This is a genomic window from Chryseobacterium sp. UF-81 (assembly GCF_058245105.1).
The window spans coordinates 97,274-110,114 of record NZ_JBSIBX010000006.1 but is presented as its reverse complement, the minus strand read 5'-3'; the positions used below and the strand labels follow the sequence as shown (position 1 = coordinate 110,114).

13 protein-coding genes are annotated in these 12,841 nt (G+C 37.6%); 10 read left to right on the top strand and 3 right to left on the bottom strand.

Going from position 1 to position 12,841, the window contains the following annotated elements; genetic code table 11:
- Positions 1–50 precede the first annotated feature (50 nt).
- From AC4IFE_RS10475 to AC4IFE_RS10450, 6 genes are all read left to right on the top strand, one after another.
- The gene (locus tag AC4IFE_RS10475; protein ID WP_490756880.1) at positions 51–1,244 is read left to right on the top strand and encodes an alanine dehydrogenase; all 1,194 of its coding nucleotides are present in this window, start codon (positions 51–53) and stop codon (positions 1,242–1,244) included.
- Complete coding sequence (locus tag AC4IFE_RS10470; RefSeq protein WP_490756878.1) at positions 1,244–1,615, top strand: hypothetical protein; 372 nt, start codon at positions 1,244–1,246, stop codon at positions 1,613–1,615. The genes AC4IFE_RS10475 and AC4IFE_RS10470 overlap by 1 nt, the downstream gene beginning before the upstream one ends.
- A 50-nt stretch (positions 1,616–1,665) precedes the next feature.
- A complete protein-coding gene (locus AC4IFE_RS10465) occupies positions 1,666–2,439 on the top strand; it encodes a histidine kinase (RefSeq protein ID WP_490756877.1) in 774 nt (257 codons plus the stop codon).
- A complete protein-coding gene (locus AC4IFE_RS10460; protein ID WP_490756876.1) occupies positions 2,414–3,124 on the top strand; it encodes a LytR/AlgR family response regulator transcription factor in 711 nt (236 codons plus the stop codon). Before AC4IFE_RS10465 ends, AC4IFE_RS10460 begins: the two co-directional genes overlap by 26 nt.
- A 108-nt stretch (positions 3,125–3,232) precedes the next feature.
- Positions 3,233–3,622: a hypothetical protein gene (locus tag AC4IFE_RS10455; RefSeq protein ID WP_490756874.1), complete on the top strand. Its 390-nt coding sequence runs from the start codon at positions 3,233–3,235 to the stop codon at positions 3,620–3,622.
- A 274-nt stretch (positions 3,623–3,896) separates the two neighbouring features.
- A complete protein-coding gene (locus AC4IFE_RS10450) occupies positions 3,897–6,179 on the top strand; it encodes a cation:proton antiporter (protein ID WP_490756872.1) in 2,283 nt (760 codons plus the stop codon).
- A gap of 117 nt (positions 6,180–6,296) precedes the next feature.
- Here the strand turns inward: AC4IFE_RS10450 and AC4IFE_RS10445 are convergent, their stop codons facing one another.
- Together AC4IFE_RS10445 and AC4IFE_RS10440 are read right to left on the bottom strand one after the other, a co-directional pair.
- Entirely contained in the window at positions 6,297–6,962 is a 666-nt protein-coding gene (locus AC4IFE_RS10445) for a hypothetical protein (protein WP_490756871.1), read from the bottom strand.
- A 254-nt stretch (positions 6,963–7,216) separates the two neighbouring features.
- Positions 7,217–7,954, bottom strand: coding sequence for a hypothetical protein (locus tag AC4IFE_RS10440; protein WP_490756869.1), 738 nt, complete (start codon positions 7,952–7,954; stop codon positions 7,217–7,219).
- 284 nt (positions 7,955–8,238) lie between these two features.
- Here AC4IFE_RS10440 and AC4IFE_RS10435 point away from each other — a divergent pair, with 284 nt between their 5' ends.
- Positions 8,239–8,721 carry a hypothetical protein gene (locus AC4IFE_RS10435; protein WP_490756867.1) on the top strand — a complete coding sequence of 161 codons (483 nt, stop codon included), beginning with the start codon at positions 8,239–8,241 and terminating at the stop codon, positions 8,719–8,721.
- Positions 8,722–8,910: 189 nt separating this feature from the next.
- Entirely contained in the window at positions 8,911–9,753 is an 843-nt protein-coding gene (locus AC4IFE_RS10430; protein ID WP_490756865.1) for a prephenate dehydrogenase, read from the top strand.
- Positions 9,754–9,944: 191 nt separating this feature from the next.
- On the opposite strand, the gene AC4IFE_RS10425 is transcribed toward AC4IFE_RS10430, so the two are convergent.
- On the bottom strand, positions 9,945–11,363 hold the full coding sequence (locus AC4IFE_RS10425) for an L-serine ammonia-lyase (protein WP_490756863.1): 1,419 nt from the start codon (positions 11,361–11,363) through the stop codon (positions 9,945–9,947).
- 187 nt (positions 11,364–11,550) lie between these two features.
- Between AC4IFE_RS10425 and AC4IFE_RS10420 the strand changes: the two genes are divergently transcribed.
- Positions 11,551–12,129, top strand: coding sequence for a Crp/Fnr family transcriptional regulator (locus tag AC4IFE_RS10420; RefSeq protein ID WP_490756861.1), 579 nt, complete (start codon positions 11,551–11,553; stop codon positions 12,127–12,129).
- Between the two features lie 60 nt (positions 12,130–12,189).
- Positions 12,190–12,813: an FMN-dependent NADH-azoreductase gene (locus tag AC4IFE_RS10415; RefSeq protein WP_490756859.1), complete on the top strand. Its 624-nt coding sequence runs from the start codon at positions 12,190–12,192 to the stop codon at positions 12,811–12,813.
- Positions 12,814–12,841: the final 28 nt, after the last annotated feature.

Here is a 12,841-nt window from a genome sequence, read left to right as displayed (position 1 = left end):
CCTAATTCAATGGTAAAATAATAATCTGTAAGACGTAATTTAATTTAAGGATGAGTACTACAAACATTTTTACTCCTTTCACTGAAGAAGAATTGATGCCGAAGGAAGAAAAGTTGGAGGTTATAAAGAAAGGAAAACAGTTCAGCATTGGAATTCCTAAGGAGACCTGTCTTAATGAAAGGAGAACATGCATTACTCCGGATGCGGTACAGGTATTGGTAGAACACGGCCACGAGCTTATTATAGAAGCGGGTGCCGGCGAAGGTTCTTTTTTTACAGATCTTCAGTATTCTGAATCCGGGGCAAAGATCACCAATGATCCCAAAGAGGCTTTCGGACAGGATCTTATCTTAAAGATCAATCCTCCTACAGAAGAAGAAATAGACTATATGAAGCCCAATACGTATTTGGTTTCAGCTCTTCAGATCAACCTGAGAGACAAAGATTATTTCTTAAAACTTGCAGAGAGAAAGATCAATGCCATTGCTTTTGAATTTATTGTAGATGAGTATAAGCAGCTTGCTTTGGTAAGACTGATCGGTGAAATTGCAGGAACAGTTTCTGTTTTATACGCATCAGAACTTCTTGCTTTGTCGAACGGCTTAATGTTGGGCGGTATCACAGGAGTAAGACCTGCAGAAGTTGTTATTTTAGGAGCCGGTATCGTAGGCGAATTTGCCACTAAAGCTGCCATCGGGCTTGGAGCCAGTGTAAGGGTTTTTGATAATTCACTTTCAAAGTTGAGAAGACTTCATACTTTAGTAGACAGCCGTGTTCCGACTTCCATTATTGATCCGAAAGAATTGAGCAAAGCTTTAAGACGTGCTGATGTGGTTATCGGTGCTCTTCCAAGACTGAATATGACCCCGATCGTTACAGAGGAAATGGTCGCAAAAATGAAAAAAGGAAGTGTCATTATTGACATTACCATCGATAACGGAAAGGTGATTGAAACTTCTGAGCTTACGACCATGGATAATCCTTATGTTATCAAACACGGCGTAATCCACTGCGGACTTCCGAACCTTACGTCCAGAATGCCAAGAACAACGACCAAGGCAATATCCAATTTCTTCCTTTCCTATATCCTGAATTATGATGAAGAAGGCGGTTTCGAAAATATGCTGATCCGTAAAAATGAAATGAAGCAGAGCTTATACATGTACAAAGGAAGGCATACTAAAAAAGTGATCTGCGACCGTTTCGGACTTACTTACCATGATATCAATCTTTTAATTTTCTAATGAAAAAAGTTAAATTCTTTTTAATAGGCCTTATTCCGGGGCTGATTCTTGTATTTTTTATTCTAAACAAAAAAGGGGCGAGCTGCAGTGGGTATCTTCCCAACAGCCGTGTAATTGCAGAAACGCTGTCCAAAGAATTCAAGTATTCCGAAGACGTTAAAAACGGGATGGGTACTTATAAAATTGATGAAAAATTTATAAAAGACAGTATCATCACCAAAGGAAAAGTAGATTTCGACAGAAGTCACGCACAGAAAAAACCTTGTCCTGATTATGTTTTGACCTATCCTGAGAAGAACCCTTCTTATGAGATTACCTTTGAAAAGTGTGAGGAAACGGTTAATATAAACAGTCTGAAAAAACTCAAATGATCCTGAAGATCTTTTACTAAATTTGTATAAAGATCATTAAAGCTATTTTTATGGAAGGCAATTACTACATGATCCACGATTATCTGATATTCATTGGAGTTTTTGCTATTTTCTTTCTGCTTACCGTGAGCATTTATCTTTTCAGCCAGAACAGCAGGATCAGACAGAAAAATACCAGACTTTCTGAAACCAATAAGATCATTGAGCAGAAACTGAATGAAGTTCAGCTGGAACATATTGGTACAAAACTGAACCCCCATCTTTTCAAAAACATTCTTAATTCCGTACAGTCGCATGCCTACCAGACCTATATGTCACTGGACAAACTTGCGAATGTCCTGGATTACATCCTGTACGAAAGCAACAATAAATTTGTCAGCCCGAAAGAAGAATTAAACTTCGCCTTAAGTCTTATTGAGATCAATAAAATAAAGATCAACCCTCTTTTTGATTTCAGAATCAGGTCGAAGATCAATAAATCTGATGCGGTATATGAAGAAAAAGTCTTTGCCCCACTGATCTCGGTTGATCTTATTGAAAATGCGTTTAAACATACTGACTTTCTGGCTCAGGATTCTTTTATTTCGATCCATCTGGAACTTGAAAACAGGATTTTCACCATGAAAGTAAGCAATAAAGCTTCATTGAAGAATGTTCTTGAAAAGGAAAACAGTGGTTTCGGAAGTCAGTCTCTGGACCAGCGGCTTAAAATGATCTACAGTAATAGCTACCAGCTGGAAAGAAGTTCAAAAAACGGTATCTTCACGGCAGAATTAAAAATCAATTTAGGAGAATTCTATGATAAAATGCGTTATTCTCGATGATGAATTATTAGCAATCAGCTATTTAAAACTTCTATGCGAACAGATCGAAAATGTAGAAGTGGTAAAAGCTTTTAATGATCCTAAGATTTTTCTGAACGAAATAGATAACATCGACTGTAATCTCTGCATCCTTGATATTGAAATGCCGGGAATGACAGGACTTCAGGTAGCAGAACTTATTTCCGGTTCCAAAAAAATTATTTTCACTACCGCTTACAAAGAATATGCAGCAGAAGCTTTTGATCTGAATGTAGTAGATTATGTCCGAAAACCCATCAAAAAAGAAAGGCTGATCCAGGCCTTTGAAAAAGCAAAAGAACTGGTAGCTATTCCTCATAAAAAGCACATGATCGAATGGAACACCAATATCGGCCGGACTGTGATTTTTACTGACCAGATCGCTTATATTAAAACATCAGAGATCGACAGCCGCGACAAGGATATTATGCTGAATGACGGAACTACCATTGTTCTGAAAAACCTTAATTTTAAAAACCTTCTGGAAATGCTTCCCTCAAAGGATTTCGCACAGGTGAATAAAAAGGAGATTATCGCTCTTTCTTCCATCAAAGTATTTTCCACCAATGAAATTATCACGACAATTCAGTTGGAAGGAGATAATTTCCTTAAGCTTCAGATCGGAGAGGCTTACAAGCATTCATTAATGGAACTATTCGGAAAGTAGATCTTTCAGACCTTTACGGTTTTACTGCAAAATGTGGCAGTTTCATTACATCCTACCCTTTTACATTGCCTTTACAGCGTATTTTTGCTGCTGATTAAATGATTTATAATGAAAAACGTTATGTATGCAGCAGGAATTCTCATATCCGGACTTTGCTTTTCACAGGAAACAGGCTCAAAGGTTAAGGCCTCCTTTTTCGATGGAATTGTAGCGGCCGGATATGTAGATCATGGGGCTTTTATCAATTTTACTGGTCCGAATATAAGCTTTACTCATAAAGGCCTTAAACTAATCGCCGGGATGCTTCCTTCGCTCAGGATCAAAGAGGATCGTTCTTCAGGCACCAGAAACAGTCCTGTTACTCCAAACCTGGGAGCCGGGCTTACTGCAGTTTATAAAAAAATCGCACTTCAGATACCTGTCTATTACAATACAAAAACCGCTGCAGAAAACGGAGCCTGGAAAGTAGGAATCGGATTGGGGTATTCTTTCAGATAGATTTTATTAAAGTCAGGAAGAGGGAAGTTATTGAGATTTGAAACATCACTAAAACACTGTTTTTATTGATTTCCAGACCTGCTTTATACGAATAAAGAATCAAATTTTAAAAGTAGAAATTAAAAAAGTGTCCACAATAACTTCCAACCTCCTCTTCCGTCTTTCAACCTTATATCATTTTTATTACATTTTTTAGAACATTTATTACATTTTAAAAAGAATAGTATTTAACATCAATATATTCTTATCAACTTTGCATTAAAATATTAGGATCATGAATTGGGGAAAATACAGAAATTTAATTTTTTACATAGCAACCATCGCCTTTTTTTCCTGCCTGATGTACTTCTTCATCATAGAGGGACAGACATTGGAGATCAAGGAAAATATAGTTACTAAAACCAACACAGGTTCTACATGGGAAAACTTCCAGGAATCTTTTAAAGCGAATCTTCATCATCCGCTGGCCCTTCTTCTGGCGCAGATTGTTACCATTATTCTTGTTGCAAGACTTTTTGGATGGATCTGTATGAAAATCAAGCAGCCTACGGTAATTGGCGAAATGATCGCAGGGATTGTCTTAGGCCCTTCACTACTCGGGATGTACTTTCCTGAGTTCTCTGCTTTTCTTTTCCCGAAAGAATCTTTAGGCAACTTACAGTTTTTGAGCCAGATAGGCCTTATCCTGTTTATGTACATTGTAGGAATGGAGCTGGATCTCAGTGTTTTAAGAAAAAAAGCACATGATGCGGTAGTCATCAGCCATGCCAGTATCATCATTCCTTTTGCATTGGGTATAGGGCTTTCTTATTTTGTATATCAGGAATTTGCACCGGAAGGTATTCAGTTTACATCATTTGCCCTGTTTATTGCCATTTCAATGAGTATTACGGCATTCCCGGTACTCGCCAGAATTGTTCAGGAGAGAAATCTTCAGAAAACCAAACTCGGAACTATTGTTATTACATGTGCAGCAGCAGATGATATTACGGCATGGTGTATCCTTGCGGCAGTGATTGCCATTGTAAAGGCCGGATCTTTCACCAGCTCCATCTATGTGATCATTATGGCTATTGCCTATGTATTTTTTATGATCAAAATCGTAAGGCCGTTTCTGAAAAGGATCGGAGATTTACAGGCGGGAAAAAATACCATCAGCAAACCTATGGTCGCTATTTTCTTCCTGACTCTTATCCTTTCTGCGTATGCTACTGAAGTTATTGGTATTCATGCTTTATTCGGAGCATTTATGGCAGGTGCTATCATGCCGGAAAATGCCAAATTCCGTACGCTTTTCATCGATAAGGTAGAAGATGTGGCTCTGGTACTTCTTCTTCCGCTATTCTTCGTATTTACGGGTCTCCGTACACAGATCGGACTATTGAATGACGGCCATTTGTGGATGACAGCAGGATTCATCATCTTAACGGCTGTTACCGGAAAGTTTATTGGAAGTGCCCTCACAGCGCGGTTCGTCGGCATCAACTGGAAGGAAAGTTTAACGATTGGCGCTCTTATGAATACACGCGGACTTATGGAGCTTATTGTCCTGAATATCGGATATGACCTTGGAGTTTTAAGCCCGGAGATCTTTGCAATGCTGGTGATTATGGCTTTATTTACCACTTTTATGACAGGACCTGCTTTGGACTTTATTAATTTTATTTTTAAATCTAAAAAAAGCTCCGATGAAGAGATTCACGACAATAATGACTCAAAATACCGTGTCCTGCTCTCTTTTGATAAACCTGAATCCGGAAGCACGCTGCTGAAGCTTGCCCATGATTTCACCAATAAAATGAACGGCAATAAAAGCATTACTGCTATGAATATTGCTCCGGTAGATGAAATGCATGCTTATGATATCAATGAATATGAAGATGCCCAGTTTAAAAACGTTATTGAAACATCACACGACCTGAAACTGGAAGTTACAACCCTCTTCAAAGCTTCCACAGATATTCAAAACGACCTTGCAGGTATTTCAAACAAAGGAAATTATGACCTTCTTCTGATCATGCTCGGAAAATCTATGTACGAAGGAAGCCTGCTGGGAAGGCTGCTTGGCTTCACAACGAAGATCATCAATCCTGAAAAGCTTCTGAATACAGTAAAAGGAAAAGGAAATATTTTCAACAACTCCCCTTTTGACGATTTTACACTTCAGATCCTGGACAAAACCCATATTCCTGTAGGAATTCTGGTAGAGAAAGATTTTAAATCAGCGGACAAAGTGTTCGTACCTATTTTTAATCTGAGCGATTTTTATCTGTTGGAATATGCAAAAAGACTGATCAACAATAACAATTCGCAAATCATTATCCTGGATGCTGCCGGACAAATCCGCAACAATATCGAGGTGAAAGAACTGATCAGAAGCATTGAGCAGGTAGCCCCGAATCACATCACTTTATATAACGAGAAAAAGATCGAGAAAGAATTCCTGAACTCACAGGATCTGATGCTGGTCAGCAGCAAAAGCTGGAAAAACCTGATCGACAGTAAGAGCCTTTGGCTGTCTGATATTCCTTCGACACTGATTATCTCAAACCCATAAAATTAATGTAGCAATATAGCAATATTATAATACCAGGGTATTATAATAGATAGGAAGTATCCGGTTTGATTAAATGGCTGGTAAACTGGTACATTGTTAAACTGCTATATTGTTACATTATTTTTCCTTTCTGAGTTGTAGAAGTTTTTGAAATGCCTCGTAAATTCTTTTCTGCTCTCCTGCAATATAATCACTGCTGAAAGGTGCACCACAATCCACACTATTGGTTATATGAACCAGGTTTTGTTTTTCAAAATAATTTCTGCTTTCCTCAATCTCTGATTTTTTAAAATCAAAAGCTTCGGTATCATTATTTTCTTTCATAGCCTTTACATCATAGAACAGCGGCCGGTTGTAGGTATATATTTTCTCAAAAACAAATGATAGATTTCCATTAAGAAGATAATATTCGGTAAGTACCTGCCCCATTTCACCGTAAAGTCTTGCCGTTATCTTTTCCAAACGCCCCTTCTGCTCATAAAATACAGCTTCCCCGCCTTCTGTGGATTCTCCTTCTATGTCTTTCCTTGTAATGGAACTCCATTTTGTAATAGAATTGATCCTTTTAAAATTGGCACGGATTGGTTTCAGCCTGTCAGCTAAATATTCGTTGACGACAATATCATTTTCCCTGAAAGATTCTTTGATCTTTATCGTATCAGATGGTACGACCTGTAACGAAGAAGGAAGCTTCCGCTTTCCAATTTCGGGTATGAAGGTTTCCATATTGCTCCAATGTATGGCAGCAATTACTACCAGTAAAGGATAAAAACAATTCTTCATGATCATTGTATTTTGCTGTAATATTAATTCTGTTCTGTAATAAACCTAGTTAGCCTTCATGATAACGCACTCCACGTAACTTAAAAACTGGAGTTACTATCTTTAGAGAGACATAATCAGTAAGCCTCCATTCTCGCAAAGATCACACTCGTATTCTAATAAAGACTAAACAATATCTAACTTTTGAGGACAGCCCATTGGCTTTTATTTTTCAGAAGTGATTCAATAAGTTTGTTTTGCGTTAGCTCACGAATCTATTTCACTTTAAGAAAAGTTCCTTCTAATGTTGCATTCAGCCCAAATTCACAGTCACGCGACTGCTCAGACGGAACTGGTGTAATTGATATAAATCCATTATAAAATGTAGCCAGGAATGAACATGATTTATTGATTTCAATGGTAAACTGATTATTTTTAATCATCACCTCTCCCGATGCATCTGCAATATTTCTGCCCGGAGCCCTGGTCACAGAACCAATGTCATAAGAATACATCTGACCTTTTATCTTTTTAATAGCAATACTTCCCTGATACCCATCTTCTCCATATTGATAGGTATACGTTCCTTCAAAATGATCAGATGGAACAGGTGAAAATATTTCCGGCTTCGGATTTACTTTAGTTTGGACATCCAGTACCATGGGATAAACTGCATCAGACTTTGTGGAAGACCAGGTTCCCTCTAATTTTCCATTTTTTAAGACCGCGTCAATAATTCCGCTGATATTCCCATCTTTTTCAAATTCTTCCAGATGATAATGAGTTCCAGAATCCAGCGTTCCTATTATTTTAATGGGTTTCTTTTCTTTAGTTTTTACATATCTGATGTTCCCTAAAACAACGTTCTTTGAAACACTGACGGTCAGTTCAACAGGGATTTTTTGGTCAATAAAACCGCTCAAACTATAATTCGCATCAGTGTTCTTTTGCTGAGCTTGACCGATACCTGTGGCAAGGCATATTATGAATATTATTTTTTTCAGATAGTTCATATTATTAGATTTAATGATAAAATGGATCGATTCAGTGAAATCATTTTTTCACAAAAAGGCCTCGTCATACAAAAGTACAAAAAGACGGCTATTACACTGCCCTTCTAACAGAAAAAGCAGTTAAAATTGAACTGTATTTTACGGATTAAAAAATAATCCGTAACCAAAAAACAACTGATATTCAATACTTATAAAGACAAACATTTAAAATCACAGATCGGGACAGTTTCAAATATGAATATTCATTATTTTTGAACCACTCTAAAAAGTAAATTTAAAATTCCATGAAAAAAATAAGTTTCGTCTGCCTCAGTCTTTTATTTTTTACGGCCTGTAAAAATGAGTCAGAAAAAACAGTGAATGCAGCCGTAAACGTTCAAAAAGACAGTATTCCTTCTAAGGCAGCAGCTACAGAAAATACCTCTGATTCTCAAGCTAAAGAAATCCCGACACTGAAAGAATGCACCGAAAAACAGATCGAATACGAAACTGAACAGGAATGTGTCTTTAAAAACTCTGTCATTGATGAAGTTTATAGAAGGACAATAAAAGACAAGGACATAGAAAATGCTGAGCTGTTATTAACCGACCTGCCGAAAGAAAACATGACAAAAGAAATAAACAAAGACGGTCTTATTTCCATAAGCTACACCGTTACTCATGTAAAAGCTGAAATTGAGCTCCTTTTTGCGGGTGGTGTAACGACTCTAAGCCTGGAACAGCAGAATAAGGATGTGAAAAGAATAATCATGCACAGTGCAGATTAAGACGGATGATATAATTTAAGCCAAAAATATCCCCAGTTTGAAAAATATTTTATACCTTCGCTTTGTGAATTTCAATAACGGAACATATTATTATAGAATTTTGAACTCAAATCTGGGCTAGGGATTCTTATGAACATAACTTAAAACCTCGTCCTCGGACGGGGTTTTTTATTTTAAAAATTTAGAAAGATGAAAATAAGTATTATTGGTGCAGGATTAATCGGGGGCTCAATGGCATTAAAATTAAGGAAAAAGGGTCTGGCTGATTTTATCTACGGAATCGATAACAATCAGCAACATATCCGGGAGGCGCTGGAACTTAATATTATTGATGCAGGTACAGATCTGGAATACGGAGTCAGAAATGCTGATTTCATTATCGTTGCCGTTCCTGTAGATGCCGCCCGAAAATTGCTTCCCGGCGTGCTCGATCTTATATCAGACCAACAAACTGTGATGGACGCCGGATCTACCAAAGCAGGGATCGTAAATGCAGTCAAAGACCATCCTAAACGTTCCAGGTTTGTAGCCTTCCACCCGATGTGGGGTACAGAAAACAGTGGTCCCGGATCTGCAGTTTCCGAGAGTTTTTCAGGAAAGGCAGGAGTAATTTGTAATAAAGAAGAATCTGCCCCGGACGCGCTTCAACTGGTTGAAAAAGTAGCAGAAAACCTTGATATGCACCTGATTTACATGAATGCACAGGATCATGATATTCATACTGCTTATATTTCACATATCTCTCACATTACATCCTATGCTCTGGCCAATACTGTTCTGGAAAAAGAACGTGAAGAAGAAACTATTTTCCAGCTTGCCAGTTCCGGTTTTTCCAGTACCGTACGTCTTGCAAAATCACATCCTGAAATGTGGGTTCCCATTTTTAAGCAAAATAAGGAAAATGTTCTGGATGTTCTGAATGAGCACATCACCCAGCTCAGAAAATTCAAGGCTGCTTTAGAAAAAGAAAATTATGAATACCTTGAAGAGCTGATCACCAATGCGAACAGGATCAGAGGTATTTTAAGATAAGAACAAGCCTTTTAAGATCTTAAAAAAACATTAAACAGTGCTTGCATGTGGTTAAAAAGTAATTGATTTTATCTTCATTTTCTTAATCACTTCATAGCTCTTAATGCTTCAAAATTATTAAGCTTAAAATACATCATAAAAAAATCCTTAGATTAATTTCTAAGGATTTTATATTTTTTTAAGATTCTCTGTTAACATTCAGGAACATTGACTGCAATCGCAAGCCCTCCTTCTGAGGTTTCCTTAAAACGGTCGCTCATCGACAAAGCTGTTTCCCACATGGTCTGGATTACTTCATCCAAAGTCACTTTCGCTTTGGCAGGATCACTTTCCAGGGCTATATTCGCTGCAGTAATCGCTTTCATGGCACCCATTGTATTTCTTTCAATGCAAGGAATCTGTACAAGGCCTTTGATAGGGTCGCATGTAAGTCCAAGGTGATGTTCCATGGCAATTTCAGCCGCCATCAATACCTGGCCAATACTTCCACCTAATATTTCCGTCAGTCCTGCTGCTGCCATCGCTGATGAAACTCCGATTTCAGCCTGGCATCCGCCCATTGCAGCTGAAATTGTTGCATTTTTCTTAAAAAGCGTACCTATTTCACCTGCTACAAGCAGAAATCTTACAATGTCATCTTCACTGATGAATTCGGTAAATGCCTGCGAATACATTAAAACTGCCGGAATAACACCGCTGGCTCCATTGGTAGGTGCTGTAATGATTCTTCCGAAGCTTGCGTTTTCTTCATTCACTGCCAGCGCAAAACACGCAATCCATTTATTGATATTCGTGAAATTCTCTTCTGCATCGACCACCATTTTAAACCATTCATCAATATTTTTATAGATCTTGTCTCCTAAAAGCTTTCTGTTGATTCCTGCAGCCCTTCTGGTGACATTTAAACCGCCGGGAAGGATACCTTCCTTATTGACTCCTTTATAGATACATTCTTTAATATTTTTCCAGATATTCATTGCTTCCTGTCTGGTTTCTTCCTGGGATCTCCAGCTTTCTTCATTAATCAAAATCAGGTCTGAAAATCTTTTAAACCCTAATTTTTCACAATATTTTATAATATCCGACCCGTGATGGCAAGGATATAGTGTTCGGACACAGTGTTTTTCTATGGAATTTTTTTCCTGGCTTGCAATAAAACCACCTCCTACAGAATAAAAATCCTGAACAAGCTCGGTGCCGTCTTCAAAAACAGCTTTAAAGATCATTCCGTTAGGGTGAAAATCAAGCGACTTTCCCATATTCAGGATCAGGTGATGTCCATATACAAAAGGAATTTCTTTTTCACCACCCAGATTCAGGATCTGGGTATTTTTTATTCTATCGACTTTTTCATCGATCTTAGTTGTGTCTATTGTTTTAAAATCTTCACCATTCAGCCCAAGCATTCCGGCAATATCTGTTCCGTGCCCAATTCCGGTTTTAGCTAAAGAACCGAAAAATTCAAGGAAAACTTCTTTCACTTCTGCGATTGATCTTTCCCTTTTTATAATTCTGATAAATGCAGAAGCTGCATTCCAGGGCCCCATTGTATGCGAACTGGACGGGCCTATTCCTACTTTAATAATCTCAAAAACCGATATTGATTCCATAGATAATTCTTCATTTTCCTCTTAAAACAAAGATACGCGATAAATCCCAATAAAAGTGTCCCCGGATCTCAAATTAATAACACTTCGTAAATCATGGAATGCCTTTATAATAGGTATTTTTGTAAATTAGCAGTTATAGTGTTCTCTTCAACCCCTATATCAGTTTCTCTCCTTTTAATCACTTCAAATGGAAACATTAATTAAGAATATTGCACAGCATGTCAGGTTAAGTCCCGAAGAAACAGCTGTTTTTAAAAGCTTCTGGACAGAAAAAACATTGGAAAAAGGTGAATTTCTTTTAAGAAACGGGGAAATCTGCCGGCATGACAGCTATATTATTTCAGGTGTATTAAAAGCCTTTTGCATCAATTCAGAAAACGGAAATGAAGAGATCCTTTTTTTAGCTATTGACCATTGGTGGGCAACCGATATCTCCAGTTTTTCGAAACAAAAAGCTTCTATTTACAATATACAGGCTGTAGAAAAAACAAATCTTTTACAGATCAGCCATCAGTCTTTTCAAAAAATGCTGCAGGAAATCCCTTCCCTGGAAAGATACTTCAGAATTATTTTAGAAAGCTATCTGGGAACTCTTGAAAAAAGGATTGTGTTTAACAATATGTATAAAGCTGAACAGAAATATTATGATTTTCTTGATACCTACCCCGATATTGTCTCCAGGGTTCCTCAATATTTAGTTGCATCTTATTTAGGAGTGTCAGCCGAATTTATAAGCAGAATCCGGAAAAAAAATAAATCCTCTTGAACTAGATCAATTTTTAAGGAATGAATAATCAGGAATTTTGTTGTTATAAAATTTATAATAATGAAAGTATTGATCATTAACGCCAGTGTAAGAAATGAAAGATCTTACAGCCGAAAACTAACCGAACTTTTTGTTGAAAACTGGAAAAGTAAATACCCCCTGGATGTATTTATGTACCGGGAAACAGGTATTGACAGTATTCCCAACATTAATGAATCCTGGATTGCAGGAGCATTTAAAAAGCCGTCGGACAGGACCGAAGAAAACCAAAAGGCATTACAGCTAAGCAATGAGCTGGTACAAGAGCTCAAAGAGCATGATATCTATGTCATTGGAACTCCAATGTACAACTGGGCTATTCCGAGTGGGTTAAAAGCTTATATAGACCAGGTAATGCGGATCAATGAAACCTGGAAATTCAGATCAGGAGTCCCCGATGGTGACTATGTGGGCTTGCTTGAAAACAAAAAAGCATTTATATTATCTGCCCGCGGTGATACCGGATACGGAGAAAATGAAAAAAACGGGCATATCAATTTCCAAACGTCTTATTTGAAACACATTTTCGGAATCATGGGAGTCAGGGATGTTAGTATTTTCTCATTAGATAATGAGGAATTCGGGGGTGAAGTATTTGAAAGGTCAAAAAATAACATTTTCAGCGCCATCCAATCTATTGGGTGATCAGGAGATCCAACATCCTTTTCATTTC